Genomic DNA, 22,162 nt, shown 5'->3' with positions numbered 1-22,162 from the left:
TCCGGAACCCCGCGATCGGCGGGCGGTGCGGGTACGGCCGCTGGCGATCGTGGGCCCGCGCACCGCGTGGCGTGCCGCAGCCCGGCAGGGGTGTCACCCGGAAGGGGGGCCCGGGGTCCGCCACCTGGTGGATCGGCGGTCCCGGTCAGCGGTCGTCGCTCTCGCTCTCGGGGCGGGGGCCGTACGCGGGCCGCTGGTGCCGGGCCTGTTCCTCGCGGCCGATGCCGGGGCGCTGCTGCTTGGCGGTGTGGCCGCTGGCCTCGTCGTCGGGGGTGGCGTCCCCGGCCCGCCGGGTCCCGCCCTCCGCGCTCCCGTCCCGCGGGCCCGCGGGCGGGGTCCGTGACCAGTCGTGCCGCCGGCGCTCGCTCATGTCGTACTCCTCGTCTTCCGGGCCTCCTCCGGCTGCGGGTCCTCCTCGGAGGTGTAGCGGATCCGGGCCCACAGGGGCAGCGCGTACCAGCACAGCAGGTACCAGGCGACCACGGCGGAAACCAGCCAGGGCACGAGGGCGTCCGGTGCCGCGACCCGCAGCACGAGGAGGAGCGCGGAGGTGCAGGTGGCCAGCAGCAGGAGGATGCCGGCGAAGGTGAGGCGCGAGGCCCAGAGCACGGCCTCCGGCTTGATGCGGCGCCCCGAGACGATCCGGTGGAAGGAGACGGGGCCGATGAGCGCGCCGGTGGCCAGGGCGCCGAGGACGACGGTGGCGGTGTAGATCGCCTTGTCGGTTTCGGCCAGTCCCTGGAAGTGCGCGGTGAAGGGGACCGTGAGCAGGAATCCGAAGAGGATCTGCACGCCGGTCTGCGCGACGCGGATCTCCTGGATCAGTTCCTGCCACTGCCGGTCCGCCCGCTCCTCCGGGCTCTCGTCGCGTCCCTGGGCCCTCTCTCGCGGCATACACGCCTCCCTCGTCCACCCCGGCGCCTGCCCGGCGGGCGCGCCGATCAACCCTCCCGGGGACGGGACTCCCCGGAATCAGACCTTCCGCCCCTATGCCCTACCGGCCGGTAAGTGCGGAACGTCGACCGTTCCTGCACATTCTTTTTCTTCGCCCTTTACCGGCCCTAGGGGTTTCGATCGTGTGATCGGCGTCACAGGACCATTTCCTGGACAGCCCGGCGTAGATCAAGTTTCGATATGGCCTGCGCGGCCGACGATCTCGGTCCGCAGCCACGGGGAATTTCCCGAATCCTGTCGTCGGCAACGGCGCTTGACGAGGAGTGGGGGGCGTGTCAGTGATCCTGGCGTGCGTCAGAGGAAGAATCACGGCGTCCGTTCTCGGCGGCGCGGACCGCGTTGCGGCAGGCCGATGCTGAGCCGACTGCTCCCGCCCGCCGGTCCGGCGCGCGTCCTCACCGGCATCACCCTGGTGCACACCCTCGGGCAGGGCCTGTGGATGGCGCTCAACGCCATCTTCGCGACGGCCGTGCTCGGGCTGACCCCCGGCCGCTTCGCCCTCGGCGTCGGCGTCGCCGCCGGCATCGCCCTCCTGGTCAGCACCCCGACCGGACACCTGGCCGACCGCATCGGCCCGCGCTCCGTGCAGATCTGGTCCTTCATCGCCCTCGGGCCGCTCACGGCGGCCCTGCTGGCGGTGCACGATTTCACCTCGTACCTGCTGGTGGTGAGCGCGCAGGCGGTCGCCTACAGCGCCAGCCGCAGCGCCCGCATGGCCATGGTCGCCGGACTGGTGCCGCCGCAGGACCGGGTCACCGTCCGCGCCTACCTGCGGGCCACGAGCAACGTGAGCGTCTCGGTGGGCGCCGCCCTGGCCGGCCTGCTGCTCGCCGCCGACTCGGTCTGGGCGTACAAGGCGGCCGTGGTCTTCAACGCCTCCACCTACCTGGCGACGGGACTGCTCACCCTGCTGCTGCCCGCGGTGGCCGCGCAGCCGGCCCGCCCCGGGCCCGCCCTGACCGTCCTGCGCGACCGCCCCTACCTGGCGTTCGTGGTGCTGGACGGCCTGCTGTCCATGCACAACCTGCTGCTCGACGTCGTGCTGCCGCTGTGGGTGCTGCACCGTACGAACGCGCCCCGGTGGATGATCGCCGCGATCCTCCTGACCAACACGGTCGCCGTGGTCCTGCTCCAGGTGAGGGCCGCGCGCGGGACGGACGAGCCGGGCGCGGCCGCCCGGGCCTCGCGGTCCGGGGCGCTGTGCCTCGCGGTCGCCTGCGTGTTCTTCTCCTTCAGCGGCGGGGTCTCCGCCACGCTCGCCGGAGCGCTGCTGCTCCTGGGCGCCCTGGCCCACGTCCTGGGCGAGATCCGGCAGTCGGCGGGAAGCTGGGGGATGTCGTTCGCGCTGGCGCCCGAGCACGCCCAGGGCCAGTACCAGGGCACGTACGCGATGGGCGCGGACCTGGGCAAGATGATCGCCCCGGCCCTGCTGACCTGGCTCGCCGTCGACCACGGCGGCCCGGGCTGGCTGGCCATGGCCCTCGGGTTCGCGCTGGCCGGAGCCGCCATGCCGCGCATCGCCGACCGGGCCCGGCGGGGCCGGGAGGCCGCCCCGGACGCCGTCACGGCGTAACGGGGCACCGGGGGCCCGCATTCCGTCCGAATTCTCCGCCATTCAATTCCCTGTTCCGGTTCCGGAGTTTTTCCGCGCCGTCGCACCGTTTCCACATTCCGGGCGGGTGACGTAGCGCCGAGTGTGGATGCCCTGTCGCGGCGCAATTCGACCGCGCGGGGTCCGTAAATGTGCGCCGTGGGTGTATTCGGCATGTCCGCCGCACGGCAGGTGAACGAAATGCAGACGAGGGGACCATCACTGTGGGCGACATTTCCGCCGACTCACCGCAGGCCCTGCAACTGCCCGTGCGGGACGCCGGACACGGCGCCCCGCACGGCGGGGGCAGCGCAGCGCACTCCTGGTCCGGCGCGGTGCCGCCGGGCGGCCGGGCCGCCGGAGCCGCGGCCGCCGACCTGTGGCACGCCGCGTTCGCCGTGCTCGTGCACCGCTACAGCGGTCAGGACGACATCGTGCTGGCCCGGGCCGGCGGCGCGCACGGCGCGCCGGTAGCCGTCCGGTCCGTCCTCGCACCGGACCAGACCCTTGCCGCCCTCGCGCTGGGACTCGCCGCCGCCCACCGGCAGGCGGTACGGGACCGGGTGCCCGGCGCGGCGGCCGACCTGGGCGGCGGGCTGCGGGCGGGCTTCCTGGAGTCGGACGGCGCGGCCCCGGTCCCGGAGGACCTCGCGCTCCTGCTGGAAGCCCGGCTCGCGCCGGACGGCCGCCCGCTGTTCACCCTGCACTACGACCGGACCCTGTTCCCCGCCGCGCTGATCGAGCGGATGGCCGCGAACCTGGACACGCTGCTGGCGGACGCGGCCGCCCGCCCCGGCGCCCCCGCGGCCGAACTGGCCCTGCTGTCCCCGCGGGAGCAGCGCCTGCTGCGCGCCTTCAACGACACGGCCCGCCCCTACGACCGCGACACCCCGCTGCACGCCCTCGTGGAGGCCCAGGCCGCCCGCACCCCCGACGCCCCCGCCGTCGAATGGCGCGGCGGCGTGCTCACGTACCGCGCCCTCGACGCCCGCGCCAACCGGCTGGCACGGGCCCTGGCCTCCCACGGCATCGCCCCGGGCTCCCGCGTCGGCCTCTGTCTGGGCCGCACGCACCACGCCGTCGCCCTGCTGCTCGCCGTGCACAAGGCGGGCTGCGCGTACGTACCGCTGGACCCCGCCTACCCCGCGGACCGGCTGGCCGCCATCGCCGGCACCGCCGACCTGGCCGCCGTCGTCCACGACGGCGACGGGGCCCCGGCATGGCTCGACGGCGGGCCCGTACGGGCGCTGCCCTGGCGGGAGCTGTCGGAGAAGGCGGAGACCGAGGACGACCGCTCCCCGGCCGTCACCGTCGGACCGCAGGACACCACCCACCTGATCTACACCTCCGGCTCCACCGGCCTGCCCAAGGGCGTGGTGATCAGCCACCGCAACGTGGCCGCCCTCCTCGCCTGGGCCGAGGAGACGTACGGGGACGAGGACCTGCGGCGGGTGCTGTTCTCCACCTCGCTCAACTTCGACCTGTCGGTGTACGAGCTGTGGGCCCCGCTCACCCGGGGCGGCTGCGTCGTCGTCGTGGACAACGTCCTCGCGCTCACCGAGGACGAGGGGCTGCGCCCCACCCTCGTCAACACCGTGCCCAGCGCCCTGAACGTACTGCTCCAGCGCGGCGCGGTGCCCGCCTCCACCCGCGTGCTGAACGTGGCCGGCGAACCGCTGTCCCGGGAACTGGTGAACGAGGCCTTCGCCTCCACCGGCGTCGAGCGGCTCTACAACCTGTACGGGCCCTCCGAGGACACCACCTACTCCACCTGGAAGTGCTTCACCGGCCCCACCGGCGGCGCGCCCACCATCGGCGTGCCCGTCCACAACACCACCGCCCACCTCCTGGACCCGCTCGGCCGGCCCGTGCCGCTCGGCGCCACCGGCGAGCTCCACCTGGGCGGCGACGGCCTGGCCGCCGGCTACATCAACGACCCCGAACGCACCGCGGCCTCGTTCGTCGACGCCCCCGCGCACCTCGGCGAGGTGCCGGGCGGGCGGCTGTACCGGACCGGCGACCTGGCCCGGTGGACGGAGGACGGCGAGCTCCGCTTCCTGGGCCGCCGGGACAACCAGGTCAAGGTGCGCGGCTTCCGGATCGAACTCGGCGAGCTGGAGGCGGCGCTGCGCGGGGTCGTGGGCCTGAAGGACGTCGCGGCCCTGGCCGTGCGCACCGACGGCGACACCCGGCTGGTCTGCTACGTCGGCCTGGAGGACGACACCGTCACCGTCGAGGCCATGGCCGCCCATCTGCGGGCCAAGCTGCCGCACTACATGCAGCCCGCGCGGATCGTCGTCGAGGAGCGGCTGCCCCGGCTGCCCAACGGCAAGGTCGACCGGGGGACCCTGGCCGCCCGGGACGTCGACTGGGGGCGGCCGCCCGGTGACGGCACGGACGGCGACGCCTTCGACGACCCCGACGAGGTCGAGGTGGCGGGGATCTGGTCCGAGCTGCTCGGCCTGTCCCGGGTCTCCCCCGGCGTGGACTTCTTCTCCGTGGGCGGCCACTCGCTGCTCGCCACCCTGCTGGCGGCGCGCCTGTCCGACGCGGCCGGCCGGCCCGTCCGGGTGGCGGAGACCTACCGCCACCGCACCCTCGCGGAGCAGGCCGCCCTGCTGCGCCGCACCCGCGGGGAGGCGGCCGCCGCCGGGGCGTCGGCGGGGCCGGCGGAGCGGCGGCGCGCCGTCGCCGACACGCTGCGCGAGTCCGCGCGCGGCCACGGCGTACCGGGAGCCGGCGCGGCCGTGTTCCTGGACGGGGAACTGGAGCTGACCTACCACGGCGTCACCGACACCGTCTCCGGCGCCGCGTACGGGCCCGCCACCCGCCAGCGCGTCACCTGCGTCACCAAGCCGATGCTGGCCTTCGTCGCGCTGCGCCTGGTGGACCGGGGCCTGCTGGGGCTGGACCAGCCGCTGGACGAGCTGCTGCCGCAGGCGTTCCGGCGCCGCGACGGGGGCACCGTGAAGGTGACGCTGCGCCACCTCCTGTCGCACACCAGCGGGGTCGACGACTCGTACGAGGTGTGGCACGACACCGGCCTGCCCGACCTCGGCTCCTACATCGACACGCTGCCCGCCTACGGCCAGCTGTTCGAGCCGGGCGAGGTGTTCGCGTACTCGGCGGTCGGCACCTCGATCGTCGCCGCGCTGATCGAGAAGCTGCTGGGCGTGCCGTGGCGGCGCGCGGTGAACGAGCTGCTGCTCGCCCCGCTCGGCATCCGGGAGGTTCCCGAGGCCCTCACCGAGGGCGGCCACTACGGGGGCACGGTCTCGGCCGGCTACGTGTGGACCGAACGGGTCGAGGGGTACGTGCGCCACGACCCGCCGCCGCAGACCATCGCCGACGACGCGGCCGGCTCCTTCTCGGTCTGCCTCACCCTGGAGGAGCTGGCGAGGATCGCGATGCTGGCCGTCGACGACGGGGTCGCCCCGGGCGGCGAGCGGCTGCTCTCGGCCGAGCTGGCGCGCCAGATGCGCACGCCCCAGATCCCCGTCCCCGGCCACCACTTCATGCACGCGTGGGGCCTGGGCTGGCTGATGTTCGGGCCGTCCGCCTTCGGCTTCAACTCCAACGGCAGCGGCCACCACAACTTCATCCAGATCTTCCCCGAGCAGCGCTCGTTCCTGCTGCTGCTCGCCAACGCGTACCCGGCCTTCGGGCTCTACGAGGACCTGCTGCGGTCCCTCACCGGCGAGGGGCTCATCCGCACCGGCCGCCCGTTCGAGATGGAACTCGGCGACTGCGCCGGCCTGTACGCCTCCGACGGCTACCGGCTGGAGGTGCTGCGCGGCACGGAGCACCTGCGCTACGCGTACTCCGAGCGGCAGCCGGACGGCACGTGGCTGTGCCTGGACGAGGGCGACCTGGTGCTGTCCGGCGCCGGCGGCTTCAGCTCGATGTCCGAGAAGAACATCCTCGCCGGTTCGATCTCCTTCATCCCCACCCCCGGTACCGCCGTCCCGGGATTCGTCCGCATCGGCCAGCGCTTCGCGAGGAAGACACGATGACCGACCCACTGCACCCCCCGCACCCCTCCTCATCCGAGGCCCGGCACGTGGTCTTCGTGACCTGGAAGGCGGGCAACGCCCCCGCGTTCGAGGCCGCCAAGCGGCTCGGGCACCACGTCACGCTCATCCGCTCGCTGCTCATGGAGCAGGCGCAGAACATCGACTTCGACGCCTCCCCGTACGCGCGTTTCGTCGACCGGGTCCATGTCCTGAAGGACGCCACCGACGCCGGTGCGCTGCGCGCGTGCGTGCTGGAGGTCCACCGGGAGCGGCCGGTCGACGGCTTCGTCGCCACCGTCGACGCGCTGGTGGTCCCCGTCGCGCGGATAGCCGAGGAGATCGGGGTGCCGTTCACCGACGCCGCCGCGGCCGAGACGGCCAAGCAGAAGGACCGCTGCCGTCAGGTGCTGGCGGCGGCCGGGGTGGACACCACCCGGTACGCGGTCGTCGGCGGGTTCGAGGAGGCCGCGGCCTTCGCGGCGGCCGGCGGGTACCCCGTCGTCGTCAAGCCGGCCCGGGGCTCCGGGAGCGAGGGCGCCCACGTCGTCGCCGACGAGGAGCAACTGGCCGCTGTCCTCGCCGGGGCCCCGGACGGCGCGTACGCGGCGGGCATCCTCGTCGAGGAGTACCTCAGCGGGCGGTTCGTCTCCGCGGAGATCGGCCTGGTGCGCGGGCGGTTCCTGCGGCTGGCGGTCAGCGAGCGCTCGACCTGGCACCGGCACGAGGCCCTGGAGACCGGTACGACGATCCCGGCGGGCATCTCCGCCGAGGAGCACGACCGGGTGATGCGGTTCGCGCAGGACGTCGTCGCCGCGGTCGGCCTGCGGCTCGGCGTCTTCCACGTGGAGGTGATGCTGGGCGCGGACGGCACGCCCCGGCTGATCGAGCTCAACCCCCGCATCATGGGCTCCTGCCTGCCGAACCTGTTCCGTCTCGCGGGCGGCGGGGACATCTTCGAGCTGCTCGTCCGGATCCACCTGAACGAGGCGGTCGAGCGCGGCCCGACGTCCTTCGACGGCTACGCCACCGTCCGCTGGTTCGGTGCCGCCGACGCGGTGGCCACCCCGGAACGGGTACCGGACCTGGACTGGGCCGCCGAGCGGTACGGCGACAGCCTGCACTCGTTCACGGTCCGCTTTCCCGAGGGCGCCACCCTGCTGCCCTGCCGGGGCAACCTCGGGAACTTCGGCGAGGTCCAGGTCGTGCACCCCGACCGGGCGACCTCGATACGCATCGCGCAGGACATCGTCGCCGGCACCGCCGAGCGGCTCGGTTTCGAGGTGACGAGGTGAGGACGACGACCACGACCGCCTTCTTCGACCAGACCCGCCGGCAGCTCGCCCGGCTGGGCCTGCCGGACGGGGACCCGCAGCTCACGCCCGACTCGGAAGCCGTCTTCGCCGACGGCGGGCACTTCCGCATCGAGGTGCCGACGGTGAACTCGGTGGGGGCCGCCGAGCGGCTGCTGAACGAGAGCCGGCGCCGGGGCTTCACCGTCAACCGCATCACCGAGACCCGCGGCATGTACCGGCACACGGCCCGCGAGATCGGCGAGTACGTGGCGCTCGGCGAGGAGTTCGGCGCCGAGGTCCTGATGTCGGTCGGCCCGCGCGCCACCAACGACATCGGGGCCGGGGCGCAGACCCCCGAGGGGGCCCGGATCGGCTACCGGCTGCGCGGGCAGGAGCAGATCGTGCGCGCCGTCGAGGACGTCAAGCGCGGGATCGGCCTGGGCGTGCGCGGGTTCGTCGTCTACGACGAGGGCCTGCTGTGGGTGCTGGGGCGGCTGCGGACCGCCGGCGAGCTGCCCTCCGGGATCCACCTGAAGGTGTCCGCGCACTGCGGGCAGGGCAATCCCGCGTCGGCGCAGATGCTGGAGATGCTGGGCGCGGACAGCTTCAACCCGGTGCGCGACCTGACGCTGCCGATGATCGCGGCGCTGCGCCAGGCGGTGACGATCCCGCTGGACCTGCACGTGGACAACCCGCGGAGCTCGGGCGGGTTCATCCGCACCTACGAGGCCCCCGACATCGTGCGGGTGGCGGCGCCGGTCTACCTGAAGACGGGCAACAGTGCCCTGGACGGGCACGGGGTCAGCCCGTCGCCCGCCCAGCTGGACGACATCCTGCGCCAGGTCGAGCTGGTCACCGAGTTCGTCGGCCGGCACCACCCCGGGGCCCGGCAGAGCCGTGCCGGCCGCGCCGCCCGTTCCCTCGAAGCCGCCGGGAGCGCCCCCGCCCCCGGCCGCCGCACGGAGGTGTGAGCCATGTGCCGCATCCACGGCTGCTTCGGCGGGGAGCCCGCCGGGCGGGAGGTGCTCGACGCCGTCGCGGCGGCGATGTTCGAGGGCGGGCCGGACGCGCAGACCGTCCGCCGCGGTGACGGCTGGGCGCTGGGCAACAACCGGCTCGCCATCCAGGGCATCGCCTCCGGTGACCAGCCCTTCGTGCGCGGCGCGCTGTGCTGCGTGTTCAACGGCGAGATCTACAACCACCGGCAGCTGCGCGCCGAGCTGGCCGCGCACGGCTACTCCTTCGAGGGCGACTGCGACGGCGACGTGCTGCTGCCGCTGTACGAGCTGTACGGAGACGCCTTCACCAGCCGGCTGGAGGGCATGTTCGCCATCGCGGTGGTCGACGAGCGGGAGGAGCCGTGCCTGAAGCTCTTCACCGACCACGCGGGCATGAAGTCGCTGTACTACTACGTGTCCGCCGACGGCCGCCGGCTGTGCTTCGCCTCCGAGCTGCGGGCGCTGTCCCGCTTCCCGGACTTCCCCGACGAGCTGGACCCGCTCGCGGTCGACCGCTACCTGGGCGGGAAGGCGGTCTGGGGCCCGGGCACCGTGTACACCCGGGTCCGCACCCTGGAGCCCGGCTCGGTGCTCCGCTTCGCGGCCGGCCGGGAGAGCCTCACCCGCACGGCCCTGGAGCCGGCCGAGGTCGACTGGCCCGGCGGCGAGCCGACCGTGGAGGCGGCGGCGGAGCTGCTGGACGGGCTGCTGCGCACCGAGATGGGCCGCATGCTCGACGCGGACGTCCCGGTCTGCGTGATCACCAGCGGCGGGCTCGACTCCAGCTACACCACCGCCCTCGCCGCCCACCTGGTGCCGGACGTGGCCTCGTTCAACATCGCCTACCGGGGCGACTGGCCGGCCGACGAGCGCCACTGGGCGGCCGAGGTGGCCCGCCACTGCGGCACCGAGCACCACCAGGTGCTCCTGGACCCGGCGGGGTTCCCGGAGCTGGTGGAGCGGTTCACCCGCCACCTCGACCAGCCGAACAACGCCCCGCACAGCCTGAGCACCTTCGCCCTGTTCGAGGCGGTGCACGAGGCCGGGTTCAAGGTGGCCCTGACGGGCGACGGGGCGGACGAGCTGTTCGCCGGGTACGCGCGGTTCACCAAAGCGGACCGGGACGGCGACGTGGCCTGGCACCGGGCCTACCAGGACACGATGGCCGTCGCCGGCCCGACGACGCTCGGCCGGCTGTACACGCCCGCCCACCTGGACCGCGTACGGGCGGCCGGCGGCCACTTCGGGGACCTCAGCGGCGACGAGCTGGCGCGCCGGGTGCGCTCCGGCCCGCACGGGAAGCTGGAGACGCTGCTGCGCTACGACCAGGCGGAGCGGTTCCCCTACTACATCCTGCGCCGCGTGGACCACCTGAGCATGGCCCACTCGGTAGAGGCGCGGATCCCGTTCCTCCAGCCGTCGGTGATGCGCCTGGCGCACGCGCTGCCCGCCGCCGTGAAGGTGGCCGGCAGCACCGTGAAGGCGCCGGTGGCGCGGGCCGCCCGGCGCTGGGTGCCGCGGAGCGTCGTCGAGCGGCCCAAGCAGCCGTTCACCCTGCCGGTGGCGGCGATGATCCGGCCGGGCGAGGCCCTGTACGACATGGTCGGCGACGTCCTCCTCGGCCCCGGCGCCCGCTGCCTGGACTACGTCCGCCGGGACGCGGTCCGCGAACTCTTCCGCTCCCAGACCGAGAGCCCGGGGGCGCACGCCGCCGAACTGCTCTGGTCGCTCCTGGTCCTGGAGACCTGGCTCTCCGCCCGCGGCCTGACCCCCGCGCCCCTCACCCCCACCTCCTGAGAAACGAGACAGGACATGACCGACACGCCCGAGTCCCGCCCCGCGATCACCTCGCTCCTGGCCGGCGTCACCAAGGCGGACATCCGCCGCGACCCGTTCCCGCACGTGGTGATCAGCGACGCCCTGCCCCAGGACCTGTACGACGCCCTGGCGAAGTCGATGCCGACCGCGGAGTACATCGGCGAGCGGATCGGGAAGCCGATCACCTCGAACGAGCGCTACAACTACATGTCCGAGATGATCCTCGCCGACGACACGATGGCGCAGGTCTGGAAGGACTTCGTGACCTACCACGCCTCCCCGGCCTTCTACGAGGAGTTCCTCGACCTCTTCCAGGAGGACCTGCTCGCCAACCTGCCGGAGGCCGAGGAACTGGTGGGCCCGCTGCGCGAGCTGCGCGTGGGCCGGCGCAACCGGGACGCCTTCGAGACGCACGACATCCTGCTGGACTGCACGGCCGTCATCAACTCGGCGGTCACCGGCCGCCCCTCGGCCTACCGCGGACCGCACGTGGACAAGCCGCACAAGCTCTTCGGCGGCCTGTTCTACATGCGCCTGCCCGAGGACGACGCGACCGGCGGCGACCTCGTCCTCTACAAGTACCGGCCGGGCGCGCACAAGTTCCACACCAGTGCCTCCGAGTACGGTGACAACCGCTTCGACATCGACCCGCAGTACGTCGAGGAGGTCACGACCGTCCCGTACCGGAGCAACACCCTGGTGCTGTACCCGATCAACCCGCTGGCCCTGCACGGGGTGTCGGTGCGCGCCCTGACCCAGCACCAGCGGCGCTTCGTCGCCCTCGTCGGGGACCTGCCGCGGCAGCTCTTCGACCTCGCGCTCTGAGGAGGAGACCGCTGTGATCCCCTTCGACCAGCGCACCGGCAAGATCTGGTACGACGGCTCCCTCGTGGACTGGGCCGACGCCCGGCTCCACGTGCTGAGCCACGGACTGCACTACGCCTCCAGCATCTTCGAGGGCGTCCGCGTCTACGGCGGCGAGGCGTTCATGCTCAGGGAGCACATCGCGCGGCTCGGCGCGTCGGCCCGGATCCTGGACTTCGAGCTGGAGCACACCGAGGAGGTGCTGTACGAGGCCACCCGCGCGGTGGTCGCCGAGGCCGGCATCACCGAGGGCTACGTCCGCATGAACGCCTGGCGGGGCTCGGAGATCATCCAGACCGCGGCGCTGAAGACCTCCGTGCACACCTCGGTGGCCGCGTGGGAACTCCCGGCGGGCTACTACGCGGCGGAGGACGCCGTGGACCAGGGGATCTCGCTGGTCACGGGCCGCTACCGCCGGCCTTCGCCGGAGTACGCGCCGGTCAAGAGCAAGGCCGCCGGCAACTACATGATCGGCACGGTCAGCAAGAACGAGGCGCTGCGGGCGGGCTTCGACGACGCCCTGCTCCTCGACGACCGCGGGAACTTCGTCGAGGCGACCGGTGCGCACCTGTTCTTCACCAAGGGCGGGGCGCTGTACACACCGACGACCCGTTGCACCATCGACGGGATCACCCGGGCGTGCGTGCTGGCCATCGCCGGACGGGAGGGGATCGAGTGCGTGGTCACCGACCTGCCCCCGGCGTTCGCGGGCGAGGCCGACGGCGCGTTCCTGTGCGGGACCGCGTGTGAGATCCTCCCCGTCGGCCGCCTCGATGATCATCACTACGACGTCGGCGGCAACGCGGTGACACGCACGATCGTCACGGCTTACCGGGAGCTCGTCCGGGCCCGGTAGGAGCCGTCGCGACAGGGAAACAGGCCCCCTCCAGGGGGCCGCGGGAGCAAGGGCACGTGCATGGGAGCGGTAGAGGCTCTGGAAAAACTCGCACCGGTGGTGCTGGCCTTCGGTTGCGGGGTCGTCCTGGCACGGCGGAAGGTGGTGCCGGCCGAGAGTTCCAAGGTGTTCGCGGACTACGCGTTCCTCTTCGCCGTGCCCTGCTTCCTCTTCGGGAACATCTACCGCAGTGACCTGGGGGCCCTGTTCAACTGGCGGGCCATCAGCGGGTACGCGGCCGCCGCGTGCGCCGCGGCCGCGCTGATCGGCGTACTGGCCTGGGTCCTGGGCGTACGCGATCCGCGCGGCGTGGCGCTGCGCATCATGGCGGCCGTCCAGGTGAACACGGCCTACTTCGCCGTGCCGGTGTTCATCATGCTGTTCGGGAACGCGGCACCGATCTTCCCGGTGCTGCTGTTCCAGGTGTGCGTGCTGTCCCTGATCATCATCTCGATCATGGAACTGGGGCGGCCGGACCGGGTCGGGAGTCCGGCCCGGCGGCTCGGGTCGGCCGTCGCCGCCTCGCTGATGACCCCCGTCGTGATCGCCTGCAACGCGGGCATCCTGCTCAACCTGCTGCCCGTCACGGTCCCCGGGGTCGTGCTCGACAGCTTCACCTTCGTCGGCGACAGCGCCTCGCCCGTCGCGCTGTTCGCCCTGGGCCTGCACCTGGGCGGCAGCGGGATCAAGATCCGCGGCACCACCCTGGAGGAGGTCTGGATCACCGGTTTCAAGTGCGTGGCGCTGCCGCTGATCACCTACGCCGTGTGCCGCTTCGTCTTCGGGGTGGAGGGCGAGTGGCTGAGCTACCTCGTCCTGATCGCGGCGATGCCCGCGCCCCAGAACCTGTTCATCTTCGCCCAGCGCTACGACGTCGGGGTCGACATGTCGGCCTCGCTCGTCATCAAGAGCTCGGTCGTCGCCCTGCTGCTGCTCCCCCTCTGGACGCAGCTGGTGGCCCATCCCGGCTGAGCCACACCCGATCTTCCAGAAAGGCACAACCGTGACGCAGACCGCGCAGCCCACCAGGATCTCCGTCGAGCAGGTGGCCGGCCGCATCGGCGCCGAGATCTCCGGGGTCGACCTGGGGCAGGAGCTCGACGAGGCCGTGGTGGAGCAGATCCGCCGGGCCGTCCTCGCCCACCGGGTCGTCTTCTTCCGCGGCCAGGACATCACCCACGCCCAGCACATAGCCTTCGGCCGCCGCTTCGGCGCGCTGACCCGCCGCGAGGGCAAGAAGCACGGCGTGCACCCCGAGGGGTACCCGGAGATCCTCACCGTGGACCCGAAGGCCGACACCGAGCGCTACGGGGCCGACTTCGAGGAGCACTACCGACGCAAGTGGACCTCCCCGCTGGCCGGCTGGCACAGCGACCTCACCCAGGCCGTCAACCCGCCCAGCCTCTCGATCCTGCGGGCCGAGCGGACCCCCGCCTTCGGCGGCGACACCCAGTGGACCAACACGGTCGCCGCGTACGAGGGCCTGTCGGCGCCGCTGCGCGAGTTCGTGGACGGGCTCACCGCCGAGCACGCGTTCTTCACGGCCGTGCACCTGCGCCACTCCGACGAGCGGGACCGCGAGATCCTGGGGCTCTACTGCGGGGACCCGCAGGTGGCCGTCCACCCGGTGGTGCGGGTCCACCCCGAGACCGGCGAGAAGGCCCTGTTCGTCAGCCCCGGCTCGACCACCCGGATCACCGGGTTCACCGAGCTGGAGAGCCGCCACCTGCTGGAGCTGCTGTTCCAGCACCTGACCAGCGCCGAGTACACGGTCCGCTTCCGCTGGGAGCCGGGCAGCATCGCCCTGTGGGACAACCGCAGCACCTGCCACTTCGCCCCCACCGACTTCGCCCACCTCGACGTCGACCGGGTGATGCACCGCGTCACGGTCCTGGGGGAACCGGCGCGGGGACCGCACGGCTTCGTCTCGCAGCTCGTGGAGGGGGAGCCGATGCGGGCCTGGTAGACGGCGCGCCCCGGCGGGCATAGAGGTCGGGCCACGGACGTACCGACCCCGGAGTGCCCCATGAGCCCCAGCTCCGCCCCTGCCCCCGTCCCCCCGCCGGAGGGTCCCCCCGACGGGGGAGCGGCCGTCTCCCGCCGCGAGTTCGACGCCCTGTTCGAGGCGGTCCGCACCTGGGGCCGGTGGGAGGCCGGGGCTGCGGGACGCGGCGCGTGGAACGGGGTGACGCCGGACCACGTGCGCGGGGCCGCCGCGCTGGTCCGCTCGGGGACGGTCGTGCCGCTCGGGCGCCCCTGGGACACGGCCCCCGGCCCGGACAACGCGCGGCCAGCCCTGCACCACATGACCGACCTCGGCGACGTGGAGGACCCGGAGCCGTCCGCGTACAAGGACTTCCTCGGCGCGGACTACCACGGCAAGTCGGTCAGCCACCTCGACGCGTTGTCCCACATCGGCTACCGGGGGCGACTCTACGACGGCCGCGCGGCGGACGAGGAGGCCGGCGCGGGCGGCGTCCGGTTCGGCTCGGTGGCGGCCCTCGGCCCGCTGGTGGCCCGGGGCGTGCTGCTGGACCTGCCCGCGGTGCTGGGGGTGCCCTGGCTGGAGCCGGGGCATGCGGTGCGGGCGCGGGACCTCCTGGCCGCGGAGGAGGCGCTCGGCGTGCGGATCGGGGAGGGCGACGCGGTCCTGCTGCGCTCCGGCCGGTTCCGCCGCCGGGCGGAGCTGGGCCCCTGGGACCCGGCAACGGGCAGCGCCGGCTGGCACGTGGACGCCGTACCGCTGCTGGCGGAGCGGGGCGTGGCCCTGCTCGGCGCGGACGGGGACAGCGACGTGCGGCCCTCGCCGGTGGAGGGCCTGCACTCCCCCGTCCACGCCCTCGCCCTCACGGCGATGGGGGTGCCCCTCCTGGACAACCTCGACCTGGAGGCGCTGTCCGCCGCCTGCGCCGGGGCGGGCCGCCACGCGTTCATGCTCGTCGTGTCCCCGCTGAACGTGCCGGGCGGGACGGGTTCACCGGTCAACCCGGTCGCCGTGCTCTGACCGCCCCCGTACCGGCCGCTCCGGCAAAACGTGAGGAATATACTCAAAATCCGGCTATCGAGGTGCTCCGACGAGGGATGTGGTGCACATGGGGGTCGTGGACGACCGCACCGGCCCCGTGCGGTCCCGTGACCGGTTCCTGCACGGCGGGTCCGCGGAGTCGGTCGTACGGAGCGTGCGCAGCCCGATCCTGAGTTCGTGGCAGCGCAGCCTGCTGCTGGGACTGTCGCCGGACCAGACCGAGCTGCCGTTCACCGAGGACTTCGACGCGGAAGGCCCCGTCGTCCGCGCCGCCGCACCCGTGCTCGACCGGCTGGCGGCGCTCTTCGCGGGCAGCCGGATGAACATCTGCCTCGCCGACGGCCACGGCACCGTGCTCGAACGCCGCTTCGGAGACAGGTCCCTGCCGGCCCGGCTGCCGGCCATCCAGACCGAGCCCGGCTTCGTGTTCGCCGAGCGGGTCGCGGGGACGAACGGGATCGGCCTTACCCTCGCTGAGCGGCAGCTCGTCCAGGTCAACGGCGCCGAGCACTTCGCCGAACGCTCCCAGTCCAGCGCCTGCACCGCGGCTCCCATCCGCGACCAGCTCAGCGGGCACATCGAGGGCGTCCTGTGCCTGGGCTACCCGTACACCGACGCGGACCCGGCGCTGGCCGCGGTCGTCCGCCGGGCCGCCGAGGCCATCGAACGGCGGCTGATGGAGCAGAGCACGGCGCGCGAGCGCGGGCTGCTCCAGGCCTATCTGGAGGCCGCGAACCTGGTCCGGGCCCACGGGGACGCCCTGGACGGGCATCCGGTGACCCTGGCGGAGCTGCTGCTGAGCGAGCTGGAGGAGAGCGACCACACGACCCTCAAGGAGAAGGCCACCGAGCTGCTGTCCGGCGCGCGCCGCGCCGCCGCGGAGGTCTCCCTGTCCCACGGCCGCCGGGTCACGCTCGTCAGCCGGCCCGTGACCAGCCCGGCCGGGGTGGAGGGGATCGTCGTCGAGGCGCTGCTGCCCGACGAGGAGGAGCACCACGCGCCCGCCCCCGCGCCCGCTCAGGCCCCCGCGCCCCTGCACGCCCACGCCGCCGCGCCCGCGTCCGGGAGCGCGCCCCCGGCCCCCGGCGCGGTGCGCGGGCTCGTGCTGGTCGGCGAGCCGGAGGTGGGCAAGTACGCCGTCGCGGCACGCCGGCGGCTGGAGCTGCTGGCCGAGGCCAGCACCCGGATCGGGACCACCCTCGACGTCGGCCGCACCGCCCGGGAGCTGGCCGAGACCGCGGTCCCGAGGCTGGCGGACTTCGTCACCGTCGACGTGCCCGCATCCGTGCTGCGCGGCGAGGAGTCCGGCGACCCGACCGGGGAACTGCACCGCACGGTGGTGCACGGCATCCGCGACGACTGCCCCTTCTACCCGGTCGGCGAGCGGCTGGTGCTCCGCCCGACCACGCCCCACATGCGCTCCCTGGCCACCGGGCAGCCGGTGCTGGAGCCCGAACTGAAGGCGGCCTTCGGCTGGATCGCCCAGGACCCGGTCCACGCCGAGCTGCTCCTCGCCCACAACATCCACTCGCTGATCACCGTGCCGCTGCTCGCGCGGGGCGTCGTCCTCGGCGTGGCCTGCTTCTACCGCTCCCGCAACCCCGCCCCGTACGGGGACGACGACCGCTCCCTCGCCCAGGAACTCGCGGCCCGCGCCTCCCTGTGCATCGACAACGCGCGCCGCTACACCCGCGAGCACACCCTGGCCCTGAGCCTCCAGCGCAGCCTGCTCCCCCACGGGCTGCCCGAGCAGAGCGCCGTCGAGGTGGCCCACCGCTACCTGCCCGCCGAGTCCGGGGTGGGCGGCGACTGGTTCGACGTCATCCCGCTGTCCGGTACCCGCGTCGCCCTCCTCGTCGGCGACGTCGTCGGGCACGGACTGCACGCCGCGGCGACGATGGGCAGGCTGCGCACCGCCGCCCGCAACTTCGCCGAACTGGAGCTGGCCCCCGACGAGCTCCTCACCCACCTGGACAACCTCATGGTCCGCCTGGACCGCGAGGAGGGCGGGGACGACCCGTCCGCCGGCAGCACCGCGATCGTCGGCGCCACCTGCCTGTACGCGGTCTACGACCCGACCACCCAGCGGTGCACGATGGCCCGCGCCGGCCACCCGCCGCCCGCCCTGCTGCTGCCCGACGGCAGCGTGACCTTCCCCGACCTGCCCGCCGGGCCGCCGCTGGGCCTGGGCGGCCTGCCCTTCGAGTCCGCCGAGGTCCACCTCCCCGAGAACAGCCGGCTGGTCCTCTACACGGACGGGCTGATCGAGGACCGCCACCGCGACATCGACCTCACCCTGGAGGAGCTGCACCGCACCCTCGCCGCCGACCCCGGCCGCTCCCCCGAGGACACCTGCCGGGCCATCCTGGACGCCCTGGCCCCCGAGCACCCGGCCGACGACATCGCGCTCCTGGTCGCCCGCACCCGCGCCACTCCCCCGGACCGGATCGCCGCCTGGGAGCTGCCGGCCGACCCGGCCCGCGTCTGCGACGTCCGCGCCGCGGCCGTGGAGCAGCTCGGCCGGTGGGGTCTGGAGGAGTCCGCCTTCGCCACGGAACTGCTGCTCAGCGAGCTGGTCACCAACGGGATCCGGTACGGCGGCGGCGGGCCCGTACGGGTGCGCCTGATCCACGACCGCACCCTGATCTGCGAGGTGTACGACGCCAGCAACACCGCCCCGCGGATGCGCCAGGCCGCCAACACCGACGAGGGCGGCCGGGGCCTGTTCCTGGTGGCCCAGCTCGCCCAGGCGTGGGGCACCCGCTACACACCCGACGGAAAGGTCATCTGGGCGGAGTTCGCCCTGGACGCGGCGTGACCCGGTCCGGGCGGGGAGGTCATCTAGAGTCGAGGAATGAGCCCACCTCCGCGTCCCGGTGGAGAACCCCTCGTCCGCGTGCGCGGTCTGCGCAAGCACTTCGGCGGCACCCTCGCGCTGGACTCGGTCGACCTCGACCTGTACCGCGGCAGCGTGCTGGCGCTGCTCGGCCCCAACGGCGCCGGGAAGTCCACCCTCATCAAGGTGCTCGCCGGGGTCCACCACGCCGACGCGGGCGAGGTGACCGTCGCGGGCCGGCCGCTGGGCTCGCACGGGGCCGGCCGGCACCTGTCCTTCATCCACCAGGACCCCGGGCTGGTCGAGTGGATGACGGTGGCCGAGAACGTCGCCCTGGGCACGGGCTACCCGCGCCGGGCCGGCCTGATCTCCTGGCGGCGGACCCGGGAGCGCTGCGAGGAGGCCCTCGACCTCGTCGCCGGGCACCTGGACGCCGGTGCCCCGATCGCCGGCCTGGCCCCGGCGGAGCGTTCGCTGGTCGCCATCGCCCGCGCCCTGGCCGCCCGGGCGCAGGCCATCGTCCTCGACGAACCGACCGCCACCCTGCCCGCCGCCGACTGCGACCGGCTGTTCGGCGTCCTGCACGCCCTGCGCGACCGGGGGCACGGCATCCTCTACGTCAGCCACCGGCTGGACGAGGTGTACCGGGTCGCCGACGCGTTCGCCGTCCTGCGCGACGGCCGCGTGGTGGAGCACGGCCCGCTCGCCGGGTACGACCCGGGCCGGCTGGTGCGGGCCGTCGCCGGGCACGAGCCGGCCGTCCGCCGCCCGGCCGGGCCCGCGGCGCCCGCGGCCGGCCCGCCCCTGCTGCGCCTGGACGGCGTACGGGCCGGGCACGCCGGGCCGGTCGGACTGGAGCTGCGCGCCGGCGAGATCCTCGGCATGGTCGGCCTGACCGGCGCCGGGCACCGGGAGCTCGGCCGTGCGGTGGCGGGGGTCCTGCCGGTGCGCGCGGGGCGGCTGCTGCTGGAGGGCCGTCCGTACCGGCCGCGTACGGTCAGGGAGGCCGTCGGCGCCGGTGTCGGCTTCGTGGCCGGCGACCGCCAGGCGGAGGGCTGCGCCCCGGAGCTGACGGTACGGGAGAACTTCCTGGCGAACCCGCGCGCCGCCGGCGTGCCCGCCTGGCGCTGGACCTCCCCGCGGCGCGAGCGCGCCGAGGCGGCCGCGCTGATCGACCGGTTCTCCGTCCTGCCCCGGGACGGCGAGGTGCCCATCGCCACGCTGTCGGGCGGCAACCAGCAGAAGGTGATGGTCGGCCGGTGGCTGCGGGGCGGGCTGCGGCTGCTGGTCCTGGAGGAGCCCACGGCCAGTGTGGACGTGGGGGCCAAGGCGGTGGTCCACCGCCTCCTCGACGAGGCGGCCGCGTCGGGCGTGGGGGTGCTGCTCGTCTCCGCCGACTTCGAGGAGGTCGCGGACCTCTGCCACCGCGCGCTGGTCCTCGTCCGCGGTGCGGTGGGCGCCGAACTCGCGGGCCGGGAGCTGACCGTGGCCGGGCTCACCCGGGCCGCCTCGGCCATCCCGGCCGTCACCGGAACCGCGACGGGCCCATGAACCCTTCCCCACCACGGCGGTCCCCGCTGGAGCGGCTGCGCGGGCACCACGTCGGCAGCTACGGCCTGCCGGTCCTGGCCGCGCTGCTCTTCCTGGTCTTCTCGCTGCTCCTGCCGCAGACCTTCCCCACCCGCGACAACGTCTCCGCGATCCTGTCGAACCAGGCGGTCCCGGCCGTCCTCGCGCTGGGGGCGACGATCCCGGTCGCCACCGGCAGGTTCGACCTGTCCATCGGCTACGGGCTGGGCCTCGCGCACGTGCTGGTGATGCGGCTGGTCGTCACGGAGGGCTGGCCCTGGCCCGCGGCCTGCCTGGTGGTGGTGTGCGGGGGCGCGGTGGCGGGGGCGCTGACCGGTGTGATCGTCGAGTTCGGGCGGATCGACTCCTTCATCGCCACCCTGGGGACCGGCTCCGTGATGTACGCGCTCACCGGGTGGATCACCGGCGGCGCCCGGATCGTGCCCGGTCCGCAGGGCATGCCGGCGGGCTTCACCGCCCTGTACGACGCGCGGCTGCTGGGCCTGCCGCTGCCGGCCTTCTACGTGCTGGGGGTGGCGGCCGTGCTGTGGGTGGTGCTGGAGCGGCTGCCGGCCGGCCGGTACCTGTACGTCATCGGCTCGAACCCGCGGGCCGCCGCCGCGATCGGCATCCCCACCCGCGCCTACTGCGTGGCCGCGTTCGCCGGCTCGGGCCTGGTCACCGGCTTCGCCGGGGTGCTGCTCGCCGCCCAGCAGCGGACCGGCAACCCGAGCACGGGGCTGGACTACCTGCTGCCGGCGTTCGTGGGCGCCCTGCTCGGCTCCACGACGATCAGGCCCGGCCGCGCCAACGCGGTCGGCACGCTCGTGGCCGTCGCCGTGCTCGCCGTCGGGCTCGCCGGGATCGGCCAGCTCGGGGCCCCGTTCTGGGCCACCGCGCTGTTCAACGGCGCGACCCTGCTCATCGCCGTGGGGCTGGCCGGCTGGACGGCGCGCCGCCGGCTGGACGCCGGTGCCGCGGCCTCCCGCGGGCCGCACGCACAGGAGCCTCCCGCCCCGGTCCAGGCCGGCCCGTCGTAGTACCCGTACGCGCACCCACGCCAGGAGCACCGTGTTCCCCAAGCACCCGAACCCCACCACGCCCGTCACCGCCGCGGCCCTGCTCGGGGCGGCCGCGGTCCTCCTGGCCGGCTGCGGCGGCGGGCCGCCGTCCGCAACCGGGCCGTCGAAGGCCGGCTGTCCCGGGGTCCTGCCCCGGGCCGAGGCGGCCGTCCGGCGGGCCGAGGCCGCCGACGCCTCCTGGAACGGGCCGGACTCGGGCCCGGCGGCGGCGCCCGGCAAGAGCCTCGTGTACGTCGCGCAGACGATGACCAACCCGGGCGTCGCGGGAGTCGCCGAGGGCGTCGAGGAGGCGGCGAGGGCGATCGGGTGGACGGTCCGGGTGATCGACGGGGGCGGCACCCCGGCCGGCATCCAGGCGGCGCTGAGCCAGGCGGTCACCCTCGAACCGTCCGGCATCGTCATCGGCGGCTTCGATCCCCGTCCGGCGTCGCGGCAGATGGCGGCGGCCCGTGCCGCGGGCATCCCGGTGATCGGCTGGCACGCGGTGGACTCCCCCGGGCCCAGCCGGGACCCCGCGCTGTTCACCAACGTCACCACGAAGGTGGAGGACGTGGCGCGGATCAGCGCCGACTGGATCATCGCCCGGTCCGGGGGTGACGCCGGGGTCGTCCTGTTCACCGACGACTCGATCCCCTTCGCCCGCAACAAGGCCGACCTGATCGAGCGGGAGCTGGCCACCTGTTCCGGCGTGCGGCTCCTGGCGTACGAGAACATCCCGATCCCGGACGCGAGCAGCCGCACCCCGCAGGCGGTGTCCTCGCTGCTCGCCCGCTTCGGGAAGGACTGGACCCACTCGGTCGCCATCAACGACCTGTACTTCGCCGACGCCGCCCCGGCGCTGCGGGCGGCCGGGCGTCCGGGGGCGGGGCCGCCGCTGAACATCGGCGCGGGCGACGGGGACCCTTCCGCCTTCCAGCGCGTCAACAGCGGGGAGTTCCAGGCGGCCACGGTCCCCGAGCCGCTGTCCCAGCAGGGGTGGCAGATCGTGGACGAGTTCAACCGCGCCTTCGCCGGGCAGCCGGCGAGCGGCTACGTGGCGCCCGTCCACATCGCCACGGCCGGCAACAGCCGGGGCGCCGGCTCCTGGGACCCTCCCGGCTACCGCGAGGCGTACCGCCGGATCTGGCAGGCCGGGGAACCTCATGAATGAAGCTTCAACCACCTTTCTCCGCAGGAGAGTTGACCCTCGGGCGATGTGACCGGCGCCGGGGACCCGTGGCATGAT

16 protein-coding genes are annotated in these 22,162 nt (G+C 74.0%); 14 read left to right on the top strand and 2 right to left on the bottom strand.

Translation table 11 applies throughout. From position 1 onward, the window contains the following. Positions 1 to 145 precede the first annotated feature (145 nt). Positions 146 to 370: a hypothetical protein gene (locus ABD973_RS32280; RefSeq protein WP_345503729.1), complete on the bottom strand. Its 225-nt coding sequence runs from the start codon at positions 368 to 370 to the stop codon at positions 146 to 148. Beyond that, the gene (locus tag ABD973_RS32275; protein WP_345503727.1) at positions 367 to 894 is read right to left on the bottom strand and encodes a DUF6328 family protein; all 528 of its coding nucleotides are present in this window, start codon (positions 892 to 894) and stop codon (positions 367 to 369) included. The genes ABD973_RS32280 and ABD973_RS32275 overlap by 4 nt, the downstream gene beginning before the upstream one ends. Before the next feature lie 412 nt (positions 895 to 1,306). On the opposite strand from ABD973_RS32275, the gene ABD973_RS32270 reads away from it, so the two are divergent. The 14 genes from ABD973_RS32270 (at position 1,307) to ABD973_RS32205 (ending at position 22,087) form a co-directional block, all read left to right on the top strand. After that, a complete protein-coding gene (locus ABD973_RS32270; protein ID WP_345503725.1) occupies positions 1,307 to 2,527 on the top strand; it encodes an MFS transporter in 1,221 nt (406 codons plus the stop codon). 242 nt (positions 2,528 to 2,769) lie between these two features. Beyond that, positions 2,770 to 6,558 (top strand): amino acid adenylation domain-containing protein, encoded by a 3,789-nt coding sequence (locus tag ABD973_RS32265; protein WP_345503723.1) that lies wholly within the window; start codon positions 2,770 to 2,772, stop codon positions 6,556 to 6,558. Next, positions 6,555 to 7,850, top strand: coding sequence for an ATP-grasp domain-containing protein (locus ABD973_RS32260; RefSeq protein ID WP_125599509.1), 1,296 nt, complete (start codon positions 6,555 to 6,557; stop codon positions 7,848 to 7,850). The genes ABD973_RS32265 and ABD973_RS32260 overlap by 4 nt, the downstream gene beginning before the upstream one ends. Beyond that, positions 7,847 to 8,821, top strand: a complete 975-nt coding sequence (locus ABD973_RS32255) for a peptidase (RefSeq protein ID WP_345503721.1) — start codon at positions 7,847 to 7,849, stop codon at positions 8,819 to 8,821. Before ABD973_RS32260 ends, ABD973_RS32255 begins: the two co-directional genes overlap by 4 nt. A gap of 3 nt (positions 8,822 to 8,824) precedes the next feature. Next, positions 8,825 to 10,645 carry an asparagine synthase (glutamine-hydrolyzing) gene (gene asnB, locus ABD973_RS32250; RefSeq protein ID WP_345503719.1) on the top strand — a complete coding sequence of 607 codons (1,821 nt, stop codon included), beginning with the start codon at positions 8,825 to 8,827 and terminating at the stop codon, positions 10,643 to 10,645. A 15-nt stretch (positions 10,646 to 10,660) separates the two neighbouring features. Next, positions 10,661 to 11,491, top strand: a complete 831-nt coding sequence (locus ABD973_RS32245; RefSeq protein WP_125599502.1) for a hypothetical protein — start codon at positions 10,661 to 10,663, stop codon at positions 11,489 to 11,491. Between the two features lie 13 nt (positions 11,492 to 11,504). Then, the gene (locus ABD973_RS32240; protein WP_125599499.1) at positions 11,505 to 12,386 is read left to right on the top strand and encodes an aminotransferase class IV; all 882 of its coding nucleotides are present in this window, start codon (positions 11,505 to 11,507) and stop codon (positions 12,384 to 12,386) included. A 60-nt stretch (positions 12,387 to 12,446) separates the two neighbouring features. Continuing rightward, positions 12,447 to 13,397 (top strand): AEC family transporter, encoded by a 951-nt coding sequence (locus ABD973_RS32235; protein WP_125599495.1) that lies wholly within the window; start codon positions 12,447 to 12,449, stop codon positions 13,395 to 13,397. Between the two features lie 31 nt (positions 13,398 to 13,428). Continuing rightward, positions 13,429 to 14,391: a TauD/TfdA dioxygenase family protein gene (locus ABD973_RS32230; RefSeq protein WP_125819877.1), complete on the top strand. Its 963-nt coding sequence runs from the start codon at positions 13,429 to 13,431 to the stop codon at positions 14,389 to 14,391. Positions 14,392 to 14,451: 60 nt separating this feature from the next. After that, positions 14,452 to 15,429 carry a cyclase family protein gene (locus ABD973_RS32225; RefSeq protein ID WP_125819878.1) on the top strand — a complete coding sequence of 326 codons (978 nt, stop codon included), beginning with the start codon at positions 14,452 to 14,454 and terminating at the stop codon, positions 15,427 to 15,429. 88 nt (positions 15,430 to 15,517) lie between these two features. Beyond that, complete coding sequence (locus tag ABD973_RS32220; protein WP_345503717.1) at positions 15,518 to 18,268, top strand: SpoIIE family protein phosphatase; 2,751 nt, start codon at positions 15,518 to 15,520, stop codon at positions 18,266 to 18,268. Positions 18,269 to 18,304: 36 nt separating this feature from the next. Further along, on the top strand, positions 18,305 to 19,837 hold the full coding sequence (locus tag ABD973_RS32215; RefSeq protein WP_125819880.1) for a sugar ABC transporter ATP-binding protein: 1,533 nt from the start codon (positions 18,305 to 18,307) through the stop codon (positions 19,835 to 19,837). Continuing rightward, a complete protein-coding gene (locus ABD973_RS32210) occupies positions 19,834 to 20,895 on the top strand; it encodes an ABC transporter permease (RefSeq protein ID WP_386381916.1) in 1,062 nt (353 codons plus the stop codon). The genes ABD973_RS32215 and ABD973_RS32210 overlap by 4 nt, the downstream gene beginning before the upstream one ends. Positions 20,896 to 20,926: 31 nt before the next feature. Then, positions 20,927 to 22,087, top strand: a complete 1,161-nt coding sequence (locus ABD973_RS32205) for a substrate-binding domain-containing protein (RefSeq protein WP_386381919.1) — start codon at positions 20,927 to 20,929, stop codon at positions 22,085 to 22,087. Positions 22,088 to 22,162 lie beyond the last annotated feature (75 nt).

The sequence above is a fragment of the Streptomyces racemochromogenes genome (genome assembly GCF_039535215.1).
Classification (GTDB): Bacteria; Actinomycetota; Actinomycetes; order Streptomycetales; family Streptomycetaceae; genus Streptomyces; species Streptomyces racemochromogenes.
Note: the sequence above shows the minus strand (reverse complement) of the source record. Positions and strands in the feature narration are given on the sequence as shown.